Source organism: Pusillimonas sp. ANT_WB101 (genome assembly GCF_008369125.1).
Classification (GTDB): domain Bacteria; phylum Pseudomonadota; class Gammaproteobacteria; order Burkholderiales; family Burkholderiaceae_B; genus Allopusillimonas.
The window spans coordinates 107861-129379 of record NZ_VOAY01000005.1 but is presented as its reverse complement, the minus strand read 5'-3'; the positions used below and the strand labels follow the sequence as shown (position 1 = coordinate 129379).

The window sequence follows — 21519 nt, the reverse complement described above, 5'->3', positions numbered from 1 at the left end:
TGCCGTTAGCTACCTGAGTGCGTCAGGCGGCTAACGGCCTTCAGGCCTGGGAACCCCTGTGCTTAGCCAGAACGGTGGCAACAATGCGATCACAGCGCGCCCCGTCAAACGAGAACGCATCGCCCAGTGTCATGTCCATATCGCTGGCAAGACCTTCGCGCATTAAGCTTCGGGCGCGAAAGAACCGGGTGCGCACGGTTGCTTCAGGCATGTCGAGTACGTGCGAAACTTCTTCGACGCTCATTTCTTCGACTGCACGCAGCATGAACACCGTTCTATACAGATCAGGAAGCAGGTCGATTCGGGCCTCCATCAGTTTACGCAGTTGTGTACGCATGGCGGTTGGTTCGGGTTGTCGGTTGGCATCTGCCGCCAACGAGGCTTGTATTTCAGGATCTGGAGATATCATCGCAGCGTCCAGTGGAATGACATTAGCGCGTTTGCGTCGCAAGCGCCCGAGCGCTTCATTGACGACAATTCGCACCAGCCACGTTGAGAGTTTGGCATCTGCACGAAAGCTGCCAAGCGCGCGCCACGCGTGCAGGTAGGCTTCTTGCAGTACATCTTCTGCATCTTCATCAGTGCTTGCAATGCTGCGTGCTGTGCGAAACAGCAGCCGATTGTTGTGGCGCATAATGGCTTCGAAGGCTGCTTCTTCGCCTGAGGCGGCGCGCAGCACCAGCTCGGCATCTGGTGTCTGGCTCGAAATGGCTGATACGGCCAGGTTGTGTGAGTTTTGCATGGTTGCTCCAAATGCCTGGGTCGAAGACTCCAGACTTAATAGCCATAGAACTCTTCACTGTGCACGTTTTCTTCGTCCACAGCCGCTTCATCAAGTATTTTTGACATCGCCCGCACCATGCCCGGAGGGCCCGAAACATAAAAGACGGGTGTGTCTAAGCCTTTTGTGGCTTCTTGTATCAGGTTTGCATCAACCTGTTCTGTATGGGAGGCCCAGGTCTGGGACGAACGATCCATGTCAGTCATGGTGGCGACCATGTGAAATCGCGGGTTGCTTTTTGCCAGTTGCTGGAGCTCATCGAGAAACGCGGTGTCCTCGGGGCGGTGGTTGGAGTAAATGAGCAACAAGTCTTGCTGCGTTTGGTTTTTGTTTGCGTGTCGCACCATACTCATGAAGGGCGTAATGCCAATGCCACCCGCAATCAACACAGCAGGGCGCGCGTGGCTTTTGGGCAGGGTCAGCGAGCCGAAGGGGCCTTCTATTTCAATCGGGTCGCCGATAGGCAAGCTTCCGAACGCACGTTTGAACGAACTGTCGCGCATGCGAGTGGTTACCACAAGCTCGTTTTCAAATGGCGCGCTTACGATAGAAAATGTATGACGCGCATCAGGTGAGTCGTTGGCGATGCCCTCGCGCGGCAAAATGACATCAATAGCCTGCCCGGGCTTGAAATCAAACCCTGCGGGCTTATCAAAGTGAAATGCCATAGTGCCTTCGGCAACTGACTGGCGGGCTTTGAGAATTGTAGGTATGGACACGATTTTTCCTTTTTTTCTGTGCAACTGAGGTGCCTGTTTTGTTTTGATCAGCCTATTGCAGTGGGCAATCAGAAACCAGAGTTGTACATGGGCAAACAGCAAACAAACATTTAAAACATGTCAGTCGTGCTTTTCTGTGAGCAGGCTTAAAAATTCGCGACGAAGCGTGGCATCGTGCAAAAAAGCACCCCTCATTACTGAGTTTTTCATCAACACACCATCATCCTTTACGCCTCGCCAGCTCATGCAAAAATGGCTGGCTGCCATCACCACGGCCAAACCGTCCGGCTTTACCTGGCGTTCTAGTTCATCCGCCAGCATGACGATGGCTTCTTCCTGGATTTGTGGTCGGTTCATAATCCAGTTGCATAGCCGGGCATATTTTGACAGCCCCATCAGGTCTGAGGTTGGCCCAGGTAATACACCTATCCAGACTTTCCCCAGAATTGGGCAAAGATGATGCGAACACGCACTGCGAATCTTGATCGGACCGACAATCATTAGTTCGTTCAGGTGCGATACGTTCGGAAACGCAGTGACGGGTGGTGCCGGCTGATAACGGCCGCGAAACACCTCGTCGAGAAACATTTTGGCTACGCGACGTGCGGTATCTGACGTATTGTGGTCGTGGTCTATGTCAATGACCAATGAACGCAGTACTTCGCGTACCCGGCTTTCCACTTCGACACGAAGCTCGTCCAGTTCACCCTCCTGAATAAACGAAGAGATGTTGTCATTGGCATGGTAGCGGCTGTTGGCCTCGGTCAAACGGGCTCGTATGCGTTCTGAAGCCAAGCCTCTGTGGGCAGCTTCTTTGTGCGTGAAGGAAGGCGGAGTTAAAGTCGTAAACATGATTCAGACCCATCAGATTCGGTGCAAGGAAAAACCTTTCAATCAGCACGGACCGTACCGAACACGGTCTTGGGCTCAGGTCTATTCATGACATGTGGGCAATAAACGGCATGCCGCGTGCGGTGCCATGAATAAAGGCGATGAAGGGTAACGAAGATGAGATCGACAATGTTGCCTTCATTGTCCGTCCTCGTTTGTTTCATCGTTTCGTTTTCAAAATACTGGCAATATCAGGAAACCCTGCGACGGCAACGGCGGGTAATTGCGCATCTGTATCGGCATAAGGCCGCTCAGCGGCATCTACCTCGCCCACTACAATGCGCCCGACCATGCCTGCATGCTCATGTGGCGTACAAAAATAATCATATACCCCGGTCTCCTGAAACGTTACTACAAAGGACTCGTTGGGTAATAAATAGCCCGAATCCCAGGCATGCGCACTTTTTGGCATACGCAGCGGCTTGTGGTTGTCAGGGTGATATGCGGTCGTGGTATGGACATTGCCGACGTCCCGGTTGACCCACCGCACGGCCTGGCCTCGCTTAACCCACAGCCCGTTGGGACGAAACCAGACGTCGGAGCCGGTTGGGGTGCCGGACATGGCGATTTCGATTTCATCTGCTGCGTTGGCCCGTCGGAAAACGATGGCCGACAGCAGCAACCCCCCGCCCGCCGACAAAATCAATCGTCGGCGAGGATCAGGTTTGAAAGTTTTCATTTGGCTACACGGCTTTCTTGAGCAGCGGGCACATTCCATAAAATAATGTGCACGTGTGGCTCTGCGACGCCGGGATGGCCCGCGTTGTACATCATGTCGACATGATCAACCGTGCCTGCGGGGGCTTTCAGGTCTTTGAGGTTCATGTCAGGCTTCATCATGGACAGCGGAATCATATATGTGGTGCTTACGAGCTTGCCATCATGGTCATAGCCGAGAAACGGCCCTGCAGGAAGTGTGTCAGGGTTCACGAACAGTTGACCTAGTCCGGGAATGAAGTCAGGCAACTTCACCAGGGTGCTAACCGCTTTGTAGGGAGCAGGGGGCGGAGCGGTGAGTATTGAGGGCCCCGCCGCCAGCGCGGTAGCTGTACCAAAGGAAAATGCCAGAACGGTTGCAGCTGTTGTTAGCAAAGTGCGGAACATAAGAAGTCTCCCAGGGTGCGCAGCGGGAAATCGCCGCGTTGTAGTCATTAGATGCGGCGCAAACCGATTACGTTTCACGGTGGCGCTGGTGCCCCGGCACTATTCACACAAACATTACCAAATGGTCATGATGTTGTCATCCCCATTGCCAGATAACTTGCATACACTCTTTTTTTTCCGGCCAATGCGCGGGCCGAGACAGGTGCGTGCAGGTTCCGAGGCAATTAATACCTACATTGCCATGAAAAAAGAGACAAACATCGCTATGAAAAGAGACAAGCATCGCTATGAAAAAATTTGAATTTAATCCTCGAAAGTTTGCGTCAGGCGGACTGATTATTCTGCTTGGTATGGGTACAGCCATTGGCAGCATTGACTACTCGCTGGGAACGCTGGCGCGCATGGGGCCCGGTTATTATCCCTTGATGCTGGGTGTGCTTCTTGCATTTCTCGGGCTGCTTATTGTGGCCACGCCAGATTCCCCAGACGAAATGATGCCGTCCGAAGACGAGGTTGACGCTGCCGCGAAAAAGCCCTCGCCTATTCGTCCATGGGTGGCAACAGTTGGGTCCATGCTGGCATTCATGTTATTGGGCAAATATGGCGGCTTGGTGCCCGCGACCTTTGCCATGATCTTTATTGCAGCCCTGGGCGACAAAGACAACTCGCTGCTGGCTTCAGTGTTACTGGGCCTCGGTGTAACCGCTTTTGCCGTGGGTGTCTTCTACTACGGCATGCAAATGCAGTTTCCTCTTTTTAACTGGGGCTGATCATGATTGATAACCTTTGGCTCGGCCTCACCACAGCTTTTCATATCAATAACCTTATGTACGCCTTTGTGGGCGTATTGCTGGGTAACCTAATTGGCGTTCTGCCCGGTATTGGCGCGCTGGCCGCCATTTCCATGCTTCTGCCCGTAACTTACGGGCTGGATCCAACGGGTGCGTTGTTGATGTTGGCTGGTTTGTATTACGGTACCAGCTTTGGTGGTGCAACCACCTCAATTCTGTTGAACCTGCCTGGTACGGCATCACACGCTGTTGTTTGTGTGGACGGCAACCCCATGGCACGTCAGGGTCGCGGCGCGGCGGCCATTTTCATTGCGATGATCGCCTCGTTTCTGGGGGTGTGCGTGGGTATCGTCATGATGATGTTCTTCAGTCCATTGCTGACTGAAGCGGCATTTTTGTTTGGACCGGCCGAGTACTTTGCGCTTATGGTCATGGGGCTGCTGGCCGCATCGGCACTGACTAGCGGTTCGCCACTCAAAGGCATTGCGTCCGTTGTCATCGGGCTAATTCTGGGTGTGGTGGGCACTGACGTCAACAGTGGTGTAGCTCGCTTTGACTTTGGTATACCTGAGCTTCAGGATGGTATTTCGCTGGTCGCGCTTGCCATGGGCCTGTTTGGTGTGTCCGATGTGCTGGCCAATGCCGGCCGCCTGGGCAAAGGGTCGATGGTCGCGAAAGTGAAAGGTAGTGCAATGCGCGTGACTAAAAGCGAGATGCGCCAGTCGGCTGGCCCCATCGCGCGTGGCTCACTCATTGGCTCCATGCTGGGCATTTTGCCAGGCGCTGGTGGCACCATGGCTTCGTTCATGTCGTATGCCATGGAAAAGAAAGTGTCGAAAACGCCCGAGCGTTTTGGGCATGGCGCCATTGAAGGTGTGGCTGGCCCCGAGGCCGCCAACAGCTCAGCGGCCATTACGGCGTTTATTCCCACGCTTACGCTTGGTATTCCGGGTGATGCCGTCATGGCCTTGATGTTGGGCGCGTTAATGATCCACAACATTACGCCGGGCCCGCAGATGATGGTGGAACACCCTGCCATGTTCTGGGGTTTGCTGATCAGTTTCTGGATCGGCAATATCATGCTGCTTATTCTCAATATTCCTCTGATCGGAATGTGGGTCAAGCTGCTGTCAGTGCCTTATCGCCTTATTTACCCCACGGTGTTGTTCCTGATCGCCATTGGTGTCTATAGCGCCAACAACAACCTGTTTGACGTTGGCATGGTGCTGGCTCTGGGCGTTTTTGGGTACGTTCTGGCTTCGGTGGGTTTTCAGCCTGCTCCGCTGCTGCTCGGCTTTGTGCTGGGCCCCATGATGGAGGAAAACTTCCGGCGTGCGCTGTTGCTTGCGCGTGGCGATGCGTTCGTGTTTTTCCAGCGTCCGCTAAGTGGCACATTTATGGCAGTCACGATCTTGATGCTGGTTATGGTTGCCTATAAACGGCTGCGGCATAAGCCCTTGGTAGAAGTGGCAGCTTCTTAGTGGTTTGATGCAGTCGCAGTAACAGAAAGGGCAGGTGTAACGTAAGTTATACCTGCCCTTTCTGATTCTCCCACTTTCGTGTGGGCACCGTACCGCTCGCCCACCGCACGCCCCACTGGGGCCTGGTGCACAGAAAGCCCCACATGCTCAATCGTCGTGTGAGCCTGAGGCCCCAGCACTGTTGCCAGTACTGCCGCTGTGCCAACAAGGCGTGGCCGGCACTATCTGGCCTGGCGCGTTCGTCATTGGTTTTAGCGGGTGTTTTCGCTTTCAACCGTTAAGTCGAGCACGTAGGCATACCGGGATGCATCGACCGGAACATTGCGACGCGTGTAACGTTTGAGCCTTAGCACAGTGCGCACGCCTGGCTCATGGCGGTAGCCTTCGATATCGTCATAAAAGGCCTGCCACTGGCCTTGGCCCTGTTTGAGGCCGCTGGCATCATAGTCAACCGTGCGCACATTCAGGCATTGTTTGTTCGGGGTTAGTGGATGCGAGCAGGGCACAGTTTGCGCGGCCACCTCAAGAAACACGATGTCAGCCGAGGAGCGGTAAAGCGTTTCATGCGTAGGCTTGCCCTGCAATATCCACTGACTGCCGTCATTGAAACCCAGTGTCAGCGATGGTTGATGGTCTGCGCCCGGCTGGGTTTTTACGCGCCAGGCAGATACCTCTGGAAGCCGCTGGCCTACTGCCTGCTCGTACTGCATGAGTGACTCGTCAGGGCAAAGCCGCATGGTACCCACAACCTGGTTGATGTGCATCTGGGTGCCAGTTATTGCGTAACTGGCACCCAGCTTGTTGCATAAGCCGCTAACAGACACACGTTCGTCTTTAAATGTGAGGTCCAGGGGCCCGTCTTCATTGCCGTTCTGCCGTATCCATTGGGGTTGTGCGGTGCCCTGATCATCGATGGCCCTTTCCAGCTGCCAGTGATAGGCGGTCAGTATGTCATCATGGCCTGTGGCTGTCTGCGTGCTTTTGGCAGGGCCACCTGTCTGTTGGGCGCAAGCGGTGAGGCCGCTTAGGGCAAGACACCAGAGCAGGGAGCGTTTCATGTGTTTATTCCTTTTTGGGGAGATTTTGGTTTAAGACACGCCGTGTGGCATAGTTTGGAGGATGTTATTGCGGTAACACGAGTTCGCCGCAGCCGGCACGGTGTGTGTTTTCGAGTGCCATCACTACACGGTCACAGGCAAGCCTGGCGGCATCCGCCAGACTGTTGCCTTGAAGTAGATGGGCCGCCGTAGCGGCGCTGAACAGATCACCTGTGCCCTTGGGCGTGGTGTCAACTCTGGCGTGGCGCACAATCTCTGCGCTGTCACGTGTGACGACTGCCACGTGAATCTGGTCGGGCGCCCAGTCTGCTGGCGCTGCGCTGGTAACCGCCACCCATTGCAGGTTTCCAGTAAGCAGGCTGCGGGCCGCTTCGATAACGCTGGGGGTGTCGTCTGTGGGCATACCAGTCAGGCAGGCTAACTCAAACCCATTGGGTGTAATCCCGTGAGCCAGCGGCAGCAGGTGGCTGCGATACGCGTCGACCATACCCGGCGCTACATAAATACCCGTGTCGTGGTCTCCGATCACTGGGTCTATCTGTACACGTACGCAAGGGTACTCTGCCGTCACGTCAACCACCCATTCAGCCAACGCGTGTGCCTGATCCGGGCCGCCCAGGTAGCCAATAAGAATAGTACGCACATGGCCCAGCGCATCGCGGGCACGCAAATCTTGCAGATAGCCTTTAAACCATTCAAGCGGGACGGGCCCGCCGTGCAGTGTCGGATAGTGAGGGGTGTTGCTGAGTATCACCGTGGGGACCGCCGCAACAGAAAAGCCCAGAGCGTGTAGCGTGGGTACAGCAACGCTGTTGCCGACGTGGCCGTAAACCACTTGAGATTGCACGGAAATAATATCTATGGGCAGCGGCAGGTTCATGATGGGGCATCAGCCAGTGAGTACGGGCGTTCATTGTAAAACTATGGTTATCGTTGTCTTCATGCGTAGAACGCTGTACTTCGGCACCCCGCCGCCCAATCGTCTTATCGTCGCGTGAAGGGCCTAACGGTGAGCATGCGGGTTTTGATCACTAATAGGGCCCGGGCGCTCGGCAATGGCCTGCTTAAACCTCGGCAGCGTTCGGCTGGTGATGCTTAAGCTTGCTTTCTAGTTCGTCTTCCGTGAGTGGTTCGATGTACAGTTTAATTTTGTGACCAGGCAGGTCGGTGGCGCGAACCGCGAACGGCAAGGAAAGCAGCGAGTCCTTATTACCGCCTCGGCTACCAGTCAGAACTTCTTCACATAATGCACAATTACCTCACCAGGAAGGCAATGACCATGCCACACACCGAGCTTGCTTCTGTTTTTCCAAAAATCGGCTTTATTGGTGCTGGCAGATTGGGCTGTGCGCTGGCATGGTGTCTCGACCAAAATGGGGCACACGTGCATGCCGTGGCCAGCCGCAGCGTTGACAGTGCAAACGCGCTGGCGACGGGCTGTAGTGCCTGCGCCGTGATGTCGCCTCAGCAAGTGGCTGATGAGTGTGATCTTATTTTTATTACCACGTCCGATGCCGCCATTGCCCCTACCGCGCAGAGCATACGCTGGAGGCCGGGTAGTAGCGTGGTGCATTGCAGTGGGGCCACTGAGGTGCAGGTGCTGGGCAAAGCGTTGGCAGAAGGCGCTGAGGTGGGCGGCTTTCACCCCATGCATACCTTCGCAGATCCGGTGACGGCAGCGCGTACGCTGTCGGGCTGCGTCATCACCATAGAAGCGGGCGAGCCTCTGAGCCAACGGCTGTCTCGCCTGGCTATGGCTCTTGGGTGCACGGTCAACCATCTTCCTGCAGGCATGCGTGTCCGTTACCATGCCTCGTGCGGGTTTGCCTCACAGTTTGTCAATGTGTTGCTGGCCGAAGGTGTGCGTGCCTGGCAAAGTTGGGGCAGCACCGAGCAGGCCGCGCTTGACGCCTTTTTACCCATGCTGCGAGGCACAGTTGCTTCGATCGAAAGTTCGGGGCTTGCCAAGGGCATGCCAGGCCCCGTATCGCGAGGCGATACGCATACGGTGGAGCGGCATGTTCAGGCGCTGGGCGACTTCGATCCCGAGATGGCGTCCTTCTACCGCGCGCTGTGCCGGCGTTCCGTTCCACTTGCCCAAAAGGCCGGGCGCATTGACGACGTTCAGGCCGCCAGCATCAATAGTGTGCTTGATGCGGCCCGCAGCCTGCCTGAGTAAACCCTCTCACAACATTGATCCAGATCATGTATGAATGGCGCGCAAAAAAATACACTATGCTTATACGAATGATTACTCTTAGCAATGCGGGCGTGCCGGGCGGCGTGCCTGCGTGCTGGGTCTTGTGCACAACAGAAAGGCATCAAAATGGTTGACGGCGGGCGAGCATGGCGGGCGGGCGGTTTGTCGCGCAAACGGCGTAACCTGCTGGGTGGGTTGGCATTATCACCCTTTATTTCTGCGGCAAACGCATGGGCGGCGCAGCCAGCGAGCGAGCAGGGTACACATCTTGATATGGCCGGCCCTCCGGCATCGGTGTCGTTTCCTCTTCTTCACATGATAGAAAGTGGTGCGCTTGCCGACGTAACTGACAGCGCCCGGTTCACGTTATGGACCAACCCCGATCAGCTCAGGGCACTTGCCATGGAGGGCAAAACATCGTTTATTGCCGCGCCTACCAATGTGGCGGCCAATCTTTACAACCGCGGCGTGCCGCTTACACTCGTTAACGTGGCGGTTTGGGGTATTTTGTGGATGGTGTCTCGCAGCCCAAACATGAAGACCCTGGCTGATTTCAAAGGTAAAGAGATCGCCATTCCTTTTCGTGCCGATATGCCTGACATTCTCTTTAGTTTTCTGTGCGAAAAGCAAGGGCTTGATTCTCGTAAAGACTTTAAGCTGCGTTATGTGGCCTCGCCCATGGATGCCGTGCAACTGCTGCTTATGCGTCGGGTAGACCATGCCTTGCTTGCCGAACCCGCCATTTCCATGGCCTTGCGCAAGTCGCATTCGTTTCCGGTTTCTGTCGTGGCGCCCGAGTTATATCGCAGCGTTAATTTGCAAGAAGAATGGGGGCGGCTGCTTGACCGCCCACCCCGCATTCCTCAGGCAGGCATGGCGGCTCTGGGTGCCGCGCGCAACAACCCCAAACTGCTAGCCCGCTTTGAAAAGGCTTATGCCGAATCTACGGCATGGTGTTTTGCCAACCCACAAGAGTGTGGTGAACTTGTCGCGCAGCACATTACCATGCTCACCCCGGAAGCGGTTACCGATTCGCTTATGTTTGCGCCTCAGCATTATGCGACAGCCATCGAGGCACGCCCTGAGCTTGAGTACTTCTATCAGTTATTGCTTGATCGTGAACCCGCAACGGTAGGCGGCAAGCTGCCTGATGATGCTTTTTATGCGGGTGCGGGGGCGTAATCACGGTAATGATGCATTTTTTGCTCAAGCTGCGAAATGCCGGGGCTGCAACACTGGCATATTTGTGGAGCGGCTGGGGCGCGATCGCCAGCATTTTGCTGTTCTGTGCCCTCTGGGAGGCCGGCGCGCGCGCATATGGCCCGCTGGTTCTTCCAGGCCCTGTGGCAACCTTGCACCAGCTGACGCAGATGTTTCATGAGGGCATTGCCGCACCCGAACTGCTTATTTCGGCCAGGCGCAGCCTTAGCGGCCTGGGTGCAGCTTTGCTGGTGGGTACTGCTGCGGGGCTTCTGGCAGGTCGGTCACTGACTGCAGCCATGGTTTCGCGCCCTTTGGTCACGCTGCTGCTGGGCATGCCGCCCATTGCGTGGCTGGTGCTGGCCATGCTCTGGTTTGGTATGGGTGATGCCACGCCAGTATTTACGGTGTTCGTAGCGTGCTTTCCTGTGGTCTTTGCAGGTGCCATGCAGGGCGCGCGTACGCTAGATAATCAACTCAAAGACGTGGCTCGCGCCTATCGATTGCCCTGGCACATGACGCTGGTTGACGTTTACTTCCCGCACGTGCTGTCCTATCTTTTTCCCTCCTGGATCACTGCCCTGGGCATTTCCTGGAAAGTAGTGGTGATGGCAGAGCTTCTTACCACCCCCGATGGGGTCGGCGCGGCACTTGCCGTATCACGGGCGCAGCTCGATACGGCAAGTTCGCTGGGCTGGATTGTTGCCGTACTCGGCCTGCTGCTGGCTGTCGAATACTTGGTGCTCGAACCCTTTAAACGTCGCGTAGAGCGCTGGCGTTCGGAGCCCGCATGAACACGCTTGAAATTCGTCGGCTTGTGCACCGATATGCCCTGACCGAAGTTCTGGATGGCATCAACCTTGATCTGCGGGCAGGTGAAACACTGGCTTTGGTGGGGCCTTCGGGCTGCGGCAAAAGCACGCTATTGCACATTGTGGCTGGGTTGATCAACGCCTCTGAGGGCACGGTTACCTCAAGTTTTCGCGACACAGCGTGTGTATTCCAGCAACCACGGCTCATGCCTTGGAAAAACACGGTTGACAACATCGCACTGGGTCTGCAGGCCAAGGGTGTGTCCAAGGCCCGGCGGCGTGAGCAGGGAAGCAAAATGGCCTTGCGGTTAGGTCTTGCTGTCGAAGACCTGGACAAATACCCGCATGAGTTATCAGGCGGCATGCAAAGCCGTGTGGCCCTGGGGCGTGCGCTGGCGCTGGAGCCCGATCTGCTGCTGCTTGACGAGCCTTTTTCAGCACTTGATATTGGCCTCAAGCTTGAGCTTTATCGCTTACTTCGGCATCAGGTAGAGCAGGCGGGTGCCGCCGTTCTCATGATTACCCACGATTTGATGGAAGCCGTTAGGCTGGCAGACAGGGTGCTTATGATGGCGCCCAATCCGGGCCGTTTTGTGCGTGAGTTTACGTTTTCACGGGTTCAAGCAGATCGTGACGACAGCTACATTTATCAGACCACTGGGCAAATGATGCAGGCCGATGAGGTGCGCATAGGTTTCGGGCTTGAGCAAGGGCACTTGCCCCGTTTGGGTCATGAGGACGAGCCGTCCCAGCACGGGGGGTGTTCAGTATGAACGAGCAACCGCACGGTCTCGCGCCAGGTCAGGTGTTCCCCCACTCTGATGAACACAAAGACAGCCCACCGCTGCACCCCGCGCTTAAAGCCGGGCCAACCCCGGCATTGACAATGGTCGACCGACTGCCCGTGCTGATGTGCGGGTTCCGGCCATTTTTTGCACTCACTGCAGTAAGTGCGCCGGTGTTTATGATGATCTGGCTGCTCTCGCTGGGCGGGCTGGACATCATGCCGCCTGTGCCGGGCGGGCTTGTGCTTTGGCATGGCCATGAGCTTATTTATGGCTTTGGCGCGGCCTCGGTGGCTGGTTTTGCTCTTACAGCGATTCCTGAGTTTACCGGCACTACGCCCATAACGCGACGGCCGCTGGCGTATCTGGTTTTGCTCTGGCTGCTTGCTCGCGCCAGTTATGTTCTGGCCGGCTGGTGGTGGCCGGCGATAGGTTTGTGGCCGGCGGCTGCCTGCAATCTTGCATTATGGGTGGGCTTGCTGGCTCAGATTATGCCGCCGCTCTGGCGTGACCCTGAGCGACGCCACACGAGTTTTGCGTGGGCCATCGCCGCACTGGCCATACTGCAGGCGGGTTTTTTTGTATCGCTGATTATGCAGGGCGACTTTGTGCAAGGCGTGTCTGCCCACACCGACCGTGCCTCTGTAATGGTTCAGGCAGCCAGGCTGTTGCTGGGAGCGTCTTCTTTTGCGTGGTTGTACGCGGCAGTGGGTGCCATGATGGTGCTGATTATTGTGGCGGCCAGCCGGGTGTCCATGAGTGTAATGAACAACCGTGTAGAGTCAGGGCGCTTGGGGGGTAAAGAAGACGATACTCAGGTCACGGTTTATCTTGCCCGCCCGCCGCGACGTTACCTGGCTGTGTTTACCATTGTCTTGTGCAGCGCCGTCGAGTTTGTGGCGGGAGCCGACATTATTACTGGCTGGACGGCGCTGGCTGCCGCAGCGGCCACACTCAACCTGCTCAACGACTGGCATATAGGCCGCCGTCTTTTCACACGATGGGCCTTGATGTTGTATGGGTCGTATTGGCTAATAGCGCTTGGCTACGGGGCCATGGGCGCGGCCTGGTTGGGCGCGCCCATAACCGCCTCGGCAGGCCGCCATTTGCTGATGGCCGGTGCCATGGCCTTGTCCATTTTTGCCATTATGAATATTGCAGGGCGCATTCATGCAGGCAAATGGCTGGACAGACGAATTTGGGTGCCGTTGGTGGCGAGCACCCTCGTGCTCGCTGCACTGCTGCGCGCAGTGGCTGGCGTATGGCTGGCCGGTCAGTTTCTGATGCCATTACTGGTTAGTGCCGGCGTGCTGTGGTCGGCGGCGTTTGTGGTTTATTTGCTCTATGCTGGCCCAGTGTTGCTGGGAGAGCGTACTGATGGCCAGACTGGTTGCGCCGAGCCCCAGTCAGATGGATAGTTCACCCAGGGGCTGGCGCGCATAATTGCAGTTGAGCTGCATGGGGCAAAAGTTGGCGTCTTCTTCAGACCTGAATGTGTCAAAGCGTGCTTTGGGTGGGGGGAGATCAACCGCCGCGCATAGGCCCTGTACATCGATAAGGCTGATTTCGCGATTGCGGCCAGCAATGTAACCGGCACGTTTGAACGATTTGAGTTGGCGCGAAAAGGTTTCGGGCGCGATGTTGAGCTGTCGTGCAACCACGTTTTGATTTGCAGGCAAGGTAAGCCTTACGCTGCGCTGCTGCATGTAGAGATCCATGAAGTAGGTAACCATGCGTTGGGCTGAGTTGCTGGTGGTGAGCAGGTCGATACGGTTAAGTGTTTGCGAAATACGCCGGGCCATGCCCTCGAGCATGGCGTAACAGAAGTCAGTGGATTTGCGTACAAGCAGCAGCAGGGGCTCGCGGGGGATGCGGTACACCGACGTGGCGCAGCAGGCGCGCGCCGAAAGCGGGTAATGCGCCGGGTTGAGGAACATGCATGCCTCAGCCAGCAAGTCGCCAGCTTCCATGATGCGAAATATTTTGTTGTCGCCGTTGTACGAGGGCCTGTATAGGGCGATGCTGCCTGAATGGATAAAGAAAAAGTGGTTAGCTTGGTCGCCGGAGTGAAACAGGTGTTGTCTGGCTTTGAGCCTGACAAGGCGCGCCTGGGAGGCTAGCACGTGAAGGGATTCGAGGCCGGCGTGGGCCAAAACGGGGGAGGAAGCCAGCCGCTGCGCAACAGCGAGCTCGTAGGAGACGGGTACGCCTGGGCTCATGGTACGGAGCCTGTGCGCAAGGGCCGGGTGCCTGGCTGGCGTTGAGCGCTCGTGCTTGAAGCGTGTGTTTTGATAAGAACGGAGAAGCGTTGCTGATCACGGCAGCAAGGGCGCGATTGGGGAGCAAGGAGGTTCACGGTGGGATCAGATAAGAATTTAAAGCAGGAACGCCGATGATGGTGCATAAGACGCAAACCAAATAGGATGTCGGCGAGCACTATTCTACGTTGTACCCCGCCACAAAAAATTGACGGTTATCATAAATTCAGACAAATCGTGGATACTCTTGCGTATCGCAACCCGCGTTTGCCACCTTGCCTGGCGCGGGTTGCAGCCCCTGTGGTTTGCCGCAGTTTCTAGGGGCGTGCGAGTGCGGCGTTGTATCTTGCCACGTAGCTGTCAAAATCTTCAGTGTCACTGTTTTCAAGATGATGCTGCTCGTCAAAAGATACGCTGGCAAGACGCTGGTATTGCGCCTCAGTGGTGGCATCAAAGGGCTGGGCGCGCAGAAAATCACGGGTGGCCATGCTTTGCTGCAGCGTGTACTCGTGCAGCGATAGGTGCCGAGTACGAAGATCATCAAGCACCCGCGCCGAGGGGGTAAGCCCGGGCTGTCGTACTTTTTCAGCCTGCTCGGCCAGTGCGGCGCGATACTGCTGGCCTCCGTAGGCGCTGTCGAGCAGGTCGGCATAAGGCCCGATGCGTTCGATAAGTTCGGTGGCCCAGTCAGAGAGCGGTGTTTTCTTATCGCTCTTGACCAGCTCCAGCCCTGGCCGGCGGCCTTCTTTTACCACGATAGAAAAATTATTATGGCTGTCGGCACAGTAGCCGTTCTGGGGAAAGTTCCGGCTTTCTTCGGTAGCGCAGAAAAGCAGAAAGGCATCCATGAAGCGGCTGGTTTGAGCCGATATGCCCAGGGGCGAAAACGGGTCGATATCCAGGCAACGCACTTCAATATACTCAACGCCGCGTTGGGCCAATGCCGTAACGGGCCGCTCGCCGCGATCAGTGGTGCGCTTGGGCCGTATGCTGGAGTAGTACTCGTTTTCGATCTGGATAATATTGGTATTGAGCTGCACCCATTCACCGTTTTTATGTGTGCCTATGGCTTCATAGTCGGGCCAGGGCGTGGTGGATGCGGTATAGATGCGCGCCAGAAAGGTTTCGAGGTCGTTATAACAAAGCTGCAGTTCGGACTGCGCCTTGTTGCTCTGGTATCCGAGATCGCTCATGCGCAGGCTGGTGGCGTATGGCAGATAAAGTGTTTGATCATCGAGCCGCTCCAGCCCCGCCAGGTTGCCACGTAAAAAACAGCTTGAAACTGCGGGCGCTGCACCGAAGAGGTACATTAAGAACCATGAGTAGCGCGTGAAGTTGCGGATGAGTGCCAGGTAGCCTTGGGATCGGCGCTGCGTAAGGCTGTCGACCTTGGAGCATGTCTGAATAATGTCACTGACAGTGGTGCAGCCTGAGTGATGAGTAGTGTCGCTTGCCACTTTTTTGGGCGAGTCGTGCTTGTCATGCGGATCGAAGAGATCCCAGAACGCATCGGGCAGTGAAAAGTTGTAATGCACACCCGCAATGCACTGCATAGCCTTGCCATAGCGAACCGCCAGACCGCGTCGATACACATGCTTGAGCATGCCGCTGTTTGATGTGCCGTACCAAGCGATGGGGATGTCGGCGTCAGCGGGAAGGTGCGCCGGCATGGATTGATTCCACATCAGCTCGTCTTGCAGTTGGCGTGCCACATAGGCATGGGTTTGCGCCAGTTCGGCAAGCAGGCTGTCGGCTGAGTGATGGGTTGCAGTGATGAGCTCAAGCAACGACTCGGAGTAATCTGTGGTGATGCGAGGGTGGGTAAGTGCCGAGCCCAGGGCCTGCGGGTGAGGCGTTTGCGCCAGTACGCCATCTTCGGTAACCCGTAGGCTTTCTTTTTCGATACCGCGTAATATGCCTTTCAGCACAGGCAGGTGACGGCTTAGGGTGTTATAGCCTGGATTGCTTGGAGTCATTAGGCGGAATCTTCTTAATAAACTGAGGGTAAGAGTGCTGACGATTATTTTAACTGAGGTGATGCATTGAGGCGTTTAGGCTTGGTATTGCTGCTGTCCTGTATGTTGGCAGCATGCTCCCCACAATATAACTGGCGCAGCGTCTCGGTGGGCGACGGCGCAGTTATGGCCCTTTTCCCAGACAAGCCGCAGTCTGAAGTGCGCAGTATGTCATTTGACGGTCATGAGCTGTCGTTTTCAATGACCAGTGTTTCTGTCGGCGACACGCTGTTTGCGGTAGCGCATGCGCCGCTACCCGACGCCATGCGTAAGGACGTCGACTTGCGTCAGCGTTTTGCGCAGTCGGTTATAACATCGTTGTACCAGAATCTTGGTCAGCCTGTGCCAGATGGCTTGCCAGCGTACGGCAAGGCATTTGTCGTGGAAGGAACGCCACAAAGCGAGCCAGTGCGGCTACAGGCCAGTGTGTGGCTTACTGAGTATGTGTTGGCCGAAGGTTTGATCATGGGGCCGGCGTCGTCATTTCCGCAGGCTGAGGCAGATGAGTTTCTGCGTGGCATAAAGCCGGCTGAATAGGCGGGCTGGCCGTGTGCAACAAACCGGCCTGCAAGAGGGCCGTAATGGCGGCCTGGCGACGGTGAACACCCAGTTTTCGGCAGGCGGTCTGGATATGAAAATTGACGGTTCTTTCAGAAATGCCAAGAATCTTTCCAACTTCCCAGCTGGTTTTACCCATGGATGCCCACTGCAGGCAGGCCAGTTCTTTTTGTGAGAGAGGTTTCATGATGAGCAGCCTGAATTTCTGACCCATTAAAACGATGCTAAATGTATCAAAATTTATCGTAAATTAATAGAAGAAATAGATGCCAAGAGTAGGCCAATCTTCTGTTGGTTGAGGGGGCTAAGTACGAGTGTTACCGGGGCTAGTGATAAACTATCTGCCACATAACCATCTCGTAGCGCGCCGATTTGCTTGATCTGCTTGCGGGCGCCTCATAAATCCAGCTAAAGAGGTCCTCATGACCGAATCTTCCGCAACGCGTACTCCATCTGTTTCTACGACAGCCCCTGATATCCCGGTTCCACCCGGTTCGGTAGGCGTGGTCGCCCCCCAAATCATCAGCTTTAACGAGCCATTGCCCTTGGCCAGCGGGCAGGTTTTGCCCTCGTATGAACTGGCTGTTGAAACCTACGGCACGCTAAACGCCGCACGAAGCAATGCCGTGCTTGTCTGCCATGCCCTGAACGCCTCGCATCACGTTGCTGGCATCTCTGCTGCCAACCCCAACGACATAGGCTGGTGGGACAACATGGTGGGGCCGGGCAAAGCGCTCGACACCGATCGTTTTTTCGTCATTGGCGTCAACAACATCGGGTCGTGTTTTGGCTCCACCGGGCCAGCCAGCATTAACCCCGCCACGGGCAAACCATGGGGGGCAGCCTTTCCGATGCTAACGGTTGAAGACTGGGTGTTGGCTCAGGCCAGGCTGGCTGATTACTTTGGCATAGAAAAGCTTGCCGCTGTCATGGGCGGTTCGCTGGGCGGAATGCAGGCGTTGAGCTGGGCTATTACCTGCCCTGAGCGTATCGGTGACTGTATCGTTATTGCCAGCACGCCCAGGCTTTCGGCGCAAAATATCGGGTTTAACGAAGTGGCGCGCCGTTCTATTATCAGTGACCCCGACTTTCACGGGGGCGACTATTACGCTCACGGCACCGTCCCTGCGCATGGCCTGTCGGTGGCCCGTATGGTTGGGCATATTACTTATCTGTCAGATGAAGACATGGCCGCAAAATTTGGCAGAGCGCAGCGCGAGCCTGGCGACAATGGCGAATTTCATTATGGTTATGGCGTCGAGTTTGAAGTCGAGTCGTATCTGCGCTATCAGGGTGAAAAATTTTCACGCTATTTTGATGCCAACACCTACCTGCTGATAACGCGCGCTCTAGACTATTTTGACCCGTCCCGCTGTTTTGGGGGCGATCTGGTCAAAGCACTGGAGCCTGCAAAATCTGACTTCCTGCTTATTTCGTTCACGACAGACTGGCGTTTTCCGCCTGAGCGGTCTCATGAAATCGTCAAGGCATTGGTCAAGAACAAGCTGCCCGTTACGTACGCAGAGATTAATGCACCGCATGGGCATGACGCCTTTCTGCTCGATGATGCCCGTTATCATGCCATTGTTCAGGGGTATTACGACCGTATTGCGGCCAGGCTGGGCTTGCCTGAGCGCAGCCGCACAACAGGGGTGTTGAAATGATCGCCCGAAAAGTTACACGCTTGCAGGATCAGGCGCCTGGCTCTGGCGAACCTGTCGCGCCACAGCATGTACGTGCTGATCTCGCGCGTATCGCCAGCTGGATCGAACCCGGTAGCCGTGTGCTTGACCTTGGCTGCGCAGATGGCGCGCTACTGGCCTATCTGCATAAAACCAAACAGGTTACCGGTGTAGGGGTCGAGCTTGATGACAAACAGGTGATCGCGGCGGTAAGGCGTGGCGTGTGTGTTATTCAGCAAAACCTGGAAGATGGGCTGGCCCTGTTTGACGACCAGCAGTTTGACACTGTCGTGCTGTCACGCACGCTGCAGTCCATGCACAACACCGAGCACATTCTTCGCGAGATGGCCCGTGTGGCACGCTATGGCATCGTGTCGTTTCCCAATTTCGGGTACTGGCCCCACGGTTGGTCAATTTTGCGCGGACGCATGCCGGTTACCGGCGAGATGCCATTTCAGTGGTTTGACACGCCCAATATTCACTTGTGTACCCTGAGCGACTTTGAAGACCTTGCACTTGCGCTGCAGTTGCGCATTACGCACCTGGCTACATTTAATGGCAAGAAAGAAGTTAAACTTTTGCCTGGCTGGCGCAGCACGCTGGCTGTCTATCGATTCGAATCTCCCCGATTATCCGAAGAGGCCTAGCTATTTTTCCGTCCTCCAGTGTTTATTCCAGCCCGCGAGTTATCCCATTGCTGGTGCTGGGGTTTGCCAGCGGGTTGCCTCTGGCACTGACCAGCGGCACGCTGCAGGCCTGGGCTACGGTAGAGGGCGTTTCGCTGCAGAACATTGGCTTTCTTACGCTCATCGGCACCGCGTACACCATTAAGTTTTTGTGGGCACCGTTGGTAGATCGCTATGCGCCGCCGGTGCTGGGCCGTCGCCGTAGCTGGGTGTTTTTCTCGCAGATTTTGCTGGCGTTTAGCATTGCCGGCATGGGCCTTATGTCGCCATCTGGCAATCTGGCCGCACTTGCAATATTGGCTGTATTGGTCGCGTTTCTGTCAGCTACTCAGGATATCGCCTTTGATGCTTACAGCACCGACGTACTGCGCAACGAAGAGCGTGCGGCGGGGGCCGCGGTCAAGGTGCTGGGTTATCGCCTCGCCATGATTGTGTCGGGTGGGCTGGCGCTGGTGCTGGCCGACCAGTGGCTGGGATGGCAAAACATGTACTTTCTCATGGGCGGCTTTATGGGGGTGTGCGCGATCGCCACTGTGCTGGCTCCCGAGCCCGAAGTGGTAGCCAAAGCGCCTTCGTCGCTGCGCAATGCTGTTATCGAACCGCTGGCTGAGTTTTTCAGTCGCAAAGGTGCGCTGACGGTATTACTGCTGATTGTGCTGTACAAGTTGGGTGATGCTTTCGCGGGGGCACTGTCGACCACGTTCTTGCTGCGTGGCGCAGGCTTCACGGTTTCTGAAGTGGGCACCATTAACAAGATTTTTGGCCTGGCTGCCACGATTGTCGGTGCGCTGGCAGGTGGTTCCATTATGGCCCGGCTGGGGCTGTACCGTTCGCTGATGCTGTTCGGGATACTGCAGGCTGTGTCCAATTTTGGTTACTGGGTGTTGGCTGTTACGCCGCCACATTTGTATTCTATGGCACTGGTGGTGGCCATTGAAAACCTGTGCGGGGGGCTGGGCACTGCTGGGTTTGTAGCCCTGCTTATGGCGCTTTGCCGGCGGGAGTTTTCGGCGACGCAATTTGCCTTGTTATCGGCGCTGTCGGCAGTAGGGCGCACCTATCTGGCCGGCCCACTTACGCCTCCCTTGGTCGAGTCCATGGGGTGGCCGGGCTTTTTTGTTCTGACGGTACTGATCGCCTTGCCCGGCTTGATATTGTTGCGCTTGCGGCGAGCTGAAATTCAGCAGCTCGACAACGCGCCTGAGCACTAATTTGGTGCGTCAGAGTGGGCTTTCGTTTCGAGGGCAAGACGGGTGGTGTTTACTGCTACCTGACGCCGTCGTACAAGGGGGTGCAGAAATGCCGGCCGACAGGCCGGGCTTCTGCATACTTATGGCACGCAGCATACGGCCTGTTACGGCTCCGGGCGAACGGCTCAGTCTCGTGGCGGAGTAATCAGGCCTTTTGCAACGGCTGGTCGAGCCACAAACGCTTCAAGCGTGCGCTGCACATTCTTGAAGTCGCTAAAACCCACCAGATCGCCAGCGTCGTAAAAGCCTACCAGATTGCGTACCCACGGAAACGTAGCGATATCGGCAATGGTGTAGGTATCGCCCATGATCCACTGCTGGTCTTGCAGCTGCTTGTCGAGCACATCAAGAAGGCGCCGTGACTCTTTAACGTAGCGGTCGCGGGGGCGCTTGTCTTCGTAATCTTTGCCAGCAAACTTGTGGAAGAAGCCGAGCTGGCCGAACATGGGTCCTACGCCACCCATCTGAAACATTAGCCATTGCAGTGTTTCGTAACGCCCCGTGGGGTCAGCAGGGATGAACTGCCCGGTTTTATCGGCCAGGTAGAGCAGAATTGCGCCTGACTCGAACAACGCAAAGGGTTCTGCGCCCGGCCCATTAGGGTCGATGATGACGGGTATTTTGTTATTGGGGCTGATCGAAAGAAACTCGGGCGTGCGCTGATCGTTGGTGTCAAAACGTACGTTATGCACCTCGTATGGCAGGCCGGTTTCTTCCAGCATGATGGACACCTTTACGCCGTTCGGCGTGTTCCGCGTGTACAGCTGGATACGGTCAGGGTGTTGGGCGGGCCATTTCTGGGTGATGAGAAAGTCTGAGATTTCGGTCATGTGGTTTTCCTTGTTATAGATTATGCAGAGTCCGGCTGAAGGGCGATAATTGCCATGCCCGCCAGGGCCATTAACACGCCGGCGATATCCCACCGAGTGAGTGGCACACCCTCGACGATACGCAGCCATGCCAGTGCCATCGTAATGTACATTCCCCCATATGCCGCATACGTGCGGCCCGCTGCAGCGGGGTGCAGTGTAAGCAGCCACACAAACAATGCCATCGATACCGCTGCCGGTACGAGCAGCCACAGGCTTTTCTCCTGCCGGATGACCAGCCAGGGAAGATAGCAGCCGACGATTTCAAATATGGCGGTGACAGCAAATAAAAAGGTAATGCGAAAAAAATCCAAACCAAACTACCTGTTAAGTTGCCGAAACATTGTGCCATGAGTGCATCATATTGTCTGCCTCTGCG

23 protein-coding genes are annotated in these 21519 nt (G+C 56.0%); 11 read left to right on the top strand and 12 right to left on the bottom strand.

Going from position 1 to position 21519, the window contains the following annotated elements:
- Positions 1 to 40: 40 nt before the first annotated feature.
- The 5 genes from FQ179_RS19155 to FQ179_RS19135 all read right to left on the bottom strand — a co-directional run bounded on the left by FQ179_RS19155 (position 41) and on the right by FQ179_RS19135 (position 3495).
- Complete coding sequence (locus FQ179_RS19155) at positions 41 to 742, bottom strand: RNA polymerase sigma factor (protein WP_149398920.1); 702 nt, start codon at positions 740 to 742, stop codon at positions 41 to 43.
- Between the two features lie 35 nt (positions 743 to 777).
- On the bottom strand, positions 778 to 1500 hold the full coding sequence (locus FQ179_RS19150) for a ferredoxin--NADP reductase (protein WP_370459902.1): 723 nt from the start codon (positions 1498 to 1500) through the stop codon (positions 778 to 780).
- A 120-nt stretch (positions 1501 to 1620) separates the two neighbouring features.
- Positions 1621 to 2352, bottom strand: a complete 732-nt coding sequence (gene folE, locus FQ179_RS19145) for a GTP cyclohydrolase I (RefSeq protein ID WP_149398919.1) — start codon at positions 2350 to 2352, stop codon at positions 1621 to 1623.
- 199 nt (positions 2353 to 2551) lie between these two features.
- Entirely contained in the window at positions 2552 to 3070 is a 519-nt protein-coding gene (locus tag FQ179_RS19140) for a plastocyanin/azurin family copper-binding protein (RefSeq protein ID WP_149398918.1), read from the bottom strand.
- A complete protein-coding gene (locus FQ179_RS19135; protein WP_255475070.1) occupies positions 3067 to 3495 on the bottom strand; it encodes a DUF5602 domain-containing protein in 429 nt (142 codons plus the stop codon). Before FQ179_RS19135 ends, FQ179_RS19140 begins: the two co-directional genes overlap by 4 nt.
- Positions 3496 to 3782: 287 nt before the next feature.
- On the opposite strand from FQ179_RS19135, the gene FQ179_RS19130 reads away from it, so the two are divergent.
- Both FQ179_RS19130 and FQ179_RS19125 read left to right on the top strand, forming a co-directional pair.
- Complete coding sequence (locus tag FQ179_RS19130) at positions 3783 to 4265, top strand: tripartite tricarboxylate transporter TctB family protein (protein WP_149398917.1); 483 nt, start codon at positions 3783 to 3785, stop codon at positions 4263 to 4265.
- A 2-nt stretch (positions 4266 to 4267) separates the two neighbouring features.
- The gene (locus FQ179_RS19125; RefSeq protein ID WP_149398916.1) at positions 4268 to 5767 is read left to right on the top strand and encodes a tripartite tricarboxylate transporter permease; all 1500 of its coding nucleotides are present in this window, start codon (positions 4268 to 4270) and stop codon (positions 5765 to 5767) included.
- A gap of 251 nt (positions 5768 to 6018) precedes the next feature.
- Here the strand turns inward: FQ179_RS19125 and FQ179_RS19120 are convergent, their stop codons facing one another.
- Positions 6019 to 6825, bottom strand: coding sequence for an META and DUF4377 domain-containing protein (locus FQ179_RS19120; RefSeq protein WP_149398915.1), 807 nt, complete (start codon positions 6823 to 6825; stop codon positions 6019 to 6021).
- A 64-nt stretch (positions 6826 to 6889) separates the two neighbouring features.
- Positions 6890 to 7705 (bottom strand): pyridoxine/pyridoxal/pyridoxamine kinase, encoded by an 816-nt coding sequence (gene pdxK / locus FQ179_RS19115; protein ID WP_149398914.1) that lies wholly within the window; start codon positions 7703 to 7705, stop codon positions 6890 to 6892.
- A 393-nt stretch (positions 7706 to 8098) separates the two neighbouring features.
- Here pdxK and FQ179_RS19110 point away from each other — a divergent pair, with 393 nt between their 5' ends.
- From FQ179_RS19110 to FQ179_RS19090, 5 genes are all read left to right on the top strand, one after another.
- Entirely contained in the window at positions 8099 to 9004 is a 906-nt protein-coding gene (locus FQ179_RS19110) for a Rossmann-like and DUF2520 domain-containing protein (protein WP_188074665.1), read from the top strand.
- A 147-nt stretch (positions 9005 to 9151) separates the two neighbouring features.
- Positions 9152 to 10207, top strand: coding sequence for an ABC transporter substrate-binding protein (locus tag FQ179_RS19105; RefSeq protein WP_223146296.1), 1056 nt, complete (start codon positions 9152 to 9154; stop codon positions 10205 to 10207).
- Between the two features lie 8 nt (positions 10208 to 10215).
- Positions 10216 to 11019, top strand: a complete 804-nt coding sequence (locus FQ179_RS19100) for an ABC transporter permease (protein WP_149398912.1) — start codon at positions 10216 to 10218, stop codon at positions 11017 to 11019.
- Positions 11016 to 11810, top strand: a complete 795-nt coding sequence (locus tag FQ179_RS19095; protein WP_149398911.1) for an ABC transporter ATP-binding protein — start codon at positions 11016 to 11018, stop codon at positions 11808 to 11810. Before FQ179_RS19100 ends, FQ179_RS19095 begins: the two co-directional genes overlap by 4 nt.
- Positions 11807 to 13240: an NnrS family protein gene (locus tag FQ179_RS19090; protein WP_223146295.1), complete on the top strand. Its 1434-nt coding sequence runs from the start codon at positions 11807 to 11809 to the stop codon at positions 13238 to 13240. The genes FQ179_RS19095 and FQ179_RS19090 overlap by 4 nt, the downstream gene beginning before the upstream one ends.
- On the opposite strand, the gene FQ179_RS19085 is transcribed toward FQ179_RS19090, so the two are convergent.
- A complete protein-coding gene (locus FQ179_RS19085; protein ID WP_149398910.1) occupies positions 13229 to 14041 on the bottom strand; it encodes a Crp/Fnr family transcriptional regulator in 813 nt (270 codons plus the stop codon). The two genes, FQ179_RS19090 and FQ179_RS19085, sit on opposite strands and share 12 nt — an antisense overlap.
- Positions 14042 to 14397: 356 nt before the next feature.
- Positions 14398 to 16056 carry a glutamate--cysteine ligase gene (gene gshA / locus FQ179_RS19080; protein ID WP_149398909.1) on the bottom strand — a complete coding sequence of 553 codons (1659 nt, stop codon included), beginning with the start codon at positions 16054 to 16056 and terminating at the stop codon, positions 14398 to 14400.
- A gap of 165 nt (positions 16057 to 16221) precedes the next feature.
- Between gshA and FQ179_RS19075 the strand changes: the two genes are divergently transcribed.
- Entirely contained in the window at positions 16222 to 16632 is a 411-nt protein-coding gene (locus tag FQ179_RS19075) for a hypothetical protein (protein WP_149398908.1), read from the top strand.
- Here FQ179_RS19075 and FQ179_RS19070 read toward each other — a convergent pair.
- Positions 16559 to 16792, bottom strand: a complete 234-nt coding sequence (locus FQ179_RS19070; RefSeq protein ID WP_255475091.1) for a LuxR C-terminal-related transcriptional regulator — start codon at positions 16790 to 16792, stop codon at positions 16559 to 16561. The two genes, FQ179_RS19075 and FQ179_RS19070, sit on opposite strands and share 74 nt — an antisense overlap.
- Positions 16793 to 17075: 283 nt before the next feature.
- On the opposite strand from FQ179_RS19070, the gene FQ179_RS19065 reads away from it, so the two are divergent.
- Genes FQ179_RS19065 through FQ179_RS19055 form a run of 3 tightly spaced genes read left to right on the top strand, consistent with a single transcriptional unit; the run spans position 17076 to position 20232 of the window.
- On the top strand, positions 17076 to 18317 hold the full coding sequence (locus FQ179_RS19065; RefSeq protein WP_149398906.1) for a homoserine O-acetyltransferase: 1242 nt from the start codon (positions 17076 to 17078) through the stop codon (positions 18315 to 18317).
- Positions 18314 to 18982, top strand: coding sequence for a methionine biosynthesis protein MetW (gene metW / locus FQ179_RS19060; RefSeq protein WP_149398905.1), 669 nt, complete (start codon positions 18314 to 18316; stop codon positions 18980 to 18982). The genes FQ179_RS19065 and metW overlap by 4 nt, the downstream gene beginning before the upstream one ends.
- Positions 18983 to 18984: 2 nt before the next feature.
- Positions 18985 to 20232 carry a muropeptide transporter gene (locus FQ179_RS19055; protein ID WP_149398904.1) on the top strand — a complete coding sequence of 416 codons (1248 nt, stop codon included), beginning with the start codon at positions 18985 to 18987 and terminating at the stop codon, positions 20230 to 20232.
- A gap of 164 nt (positions 20233 to 20396) precedes the next feature.
- Here the strand turns inward: FQ179_RS19055 and FQ179_RS19050 are convergent, their stop codons facing one another.
- Positions 20397 to 21101: a glutathione S-transferase N-terminal domain-containing protein gene (locus FQ179_RS19050; RefSeq protein WP_149398903.1), complete on the bottom strand. Its 705-nt coding sequence runs from the start codon at positions 21099 to 21101 to the stop codon at positions 20397 to 20399.
- A 20-nt stretch (positions 21102 to 21121) separates the two neighbouring features.
- Entirely contained in the window at positions 21122 to 21454 is a 333-nt protein-coding gene (locus FQ179_RS19045; RefSeq protein WP_149398902.1) for a YnfA family protein, read from the bottom strand.
- Positions 21455 to 21519 lie beyond the last annotated feature (65 nt).

Bases quoted from the DNA above. Each gene is read 5' to 3' on its own strand.
- FQ179_RS19065 (WP_149398906.1), top strand. From the start codon at position 17,076: ATGACCGAATCTTCCGCAACGCGTACTCCATCTGTTTCTACGACAGCC.
- FQ179_RS19075 (WP_149398908.1), top strand. From the start codon at position 16,222: ATGGCCCTTTTCCCAGACAAGCCGCAGTCTGAAGTGCGCAGTATGTCA.
- FQ179_RS19110 (WP_188074665.1), top strand. From the start codon at position 8,099: ATGACCATGCCACACACCGAGCTTGCTTCTGTTTTTCCAAAAATCGGC.
- FQ179_RS19095 (WP_149398911.1), top strand. From the start codon at position 11,016: ATGAACACGCTTGAAATTCGTCGGCTTGTGCACCGATATGCCCTGACC.
- FQ179_RS19090 (WP_223146295.1), top strand. From the start codon at position 11,807: ATGAACGAGCAACCGCACGGTCTCGCGCCAGGTCAGGTGTTCCCCCAC.
- FQ179_RS19085 (WP_149398910.1), bottom strand. From the start codon at position 14,041: ATGAGCCCAGGCGTACCCGTCTCCTACGAGCTCGCTGTTGCGCAGCGG.
- FQ179_RS19100 (WP_149398912.1), top strand. From the start codon at position 10,216: ATGATGCATTTTTTGCTCAAGCTGCGAAATGCCGGGGCTGCAACACTG.
- pdxK (WP_149398914.1), bottom strand. From the start codon at position 7,705: ATGAACCTGCCGCTGCCCATAGATATTATTTCCGTGCAATCTCAAGTG.
- metW (WP_149398905.1), top strand. From the start codon at position 18,314: ATGATCGCCCGAAAAGTTACACGCTTGCAGGATCAGGCGCCTGGCTCT.
- FQ179_RS19105 (WP_223146296.1), top strand. From the start codon at position 9,152: ATGGTTGACGGCGGGCGAGCATGGCGGGCGGGCGGTTTGTCGCGCAAA.
- FQ179_RS19140 (WP_149398918.1), bottom strand. From the start codon at position 3,070: ATGAAAACTTTCAAACCTGATCCTCGCCGACGATTGATTTTGTCGGCG.
- FQ179_RS19050 (WP_149398903.1), bottom strand. From the start codon at position 21,101: ATGACCGAAATCTCAGACTTTCTCATCACCCAGAAATGGCCCGCCCAA.
- gshA (WP_149398909.1), bottom strand. From the start codon at position 16,056: ATGACTCCAAGCAATCCAGGCTATAACACCCTAAGCCGTCACCTGCCT.
- FQ179_RS19135 (WP_255475070.1), bottom strand. From the start codon at position 3,495: ATGTTCCGCACTTTGCTAACAACAGCTGCAACCGTTCTGGCATTTTCC.
- FQ179_RS19130 (WP_149398917.1), top strand. From the start codon at position 3,783: ATGAAAAAATTTGAATTTAATCCTCGAAAGTTTGCGTCAGGCGGACTG.
- FQ179_RS19155 (WP_149398920.1), bottom strand. From the start codon at position 742: ATGCAAAACTCACACAACCTGGCCGTATCAGCCATTTCGAGCCAGACA.
- FQ179_RS19125 (WP_149398916.1), top strand. From the start codon at position 4,268: ATGATTGATAACCTTTGGCTCGGCCTCACCACAGCTTTTCATATCAAT.
- FQ179_RS19070 (WP_255475091.1), bottom strand. From the start codon at position 16,792: ATGGGTAAAACCAGCTGGGAAGTTGGAAAGATTCTTGGCATTTCTGAA.
- folE (WP_149398919.1), bottom strand. From the start codon at position 2,352: ATGTTTACGACTTTAACTCCGCCTTCCTTCACGCACAAAGAAGCTGCC.
- FQ179_RS19120 (WP_149398915.1), bottom strand. From the start codon at position 6,825: ATGAAACGCTCCCTGCTCTGGTGTCTTGCCCTAAGCGGCCTCACCGCT.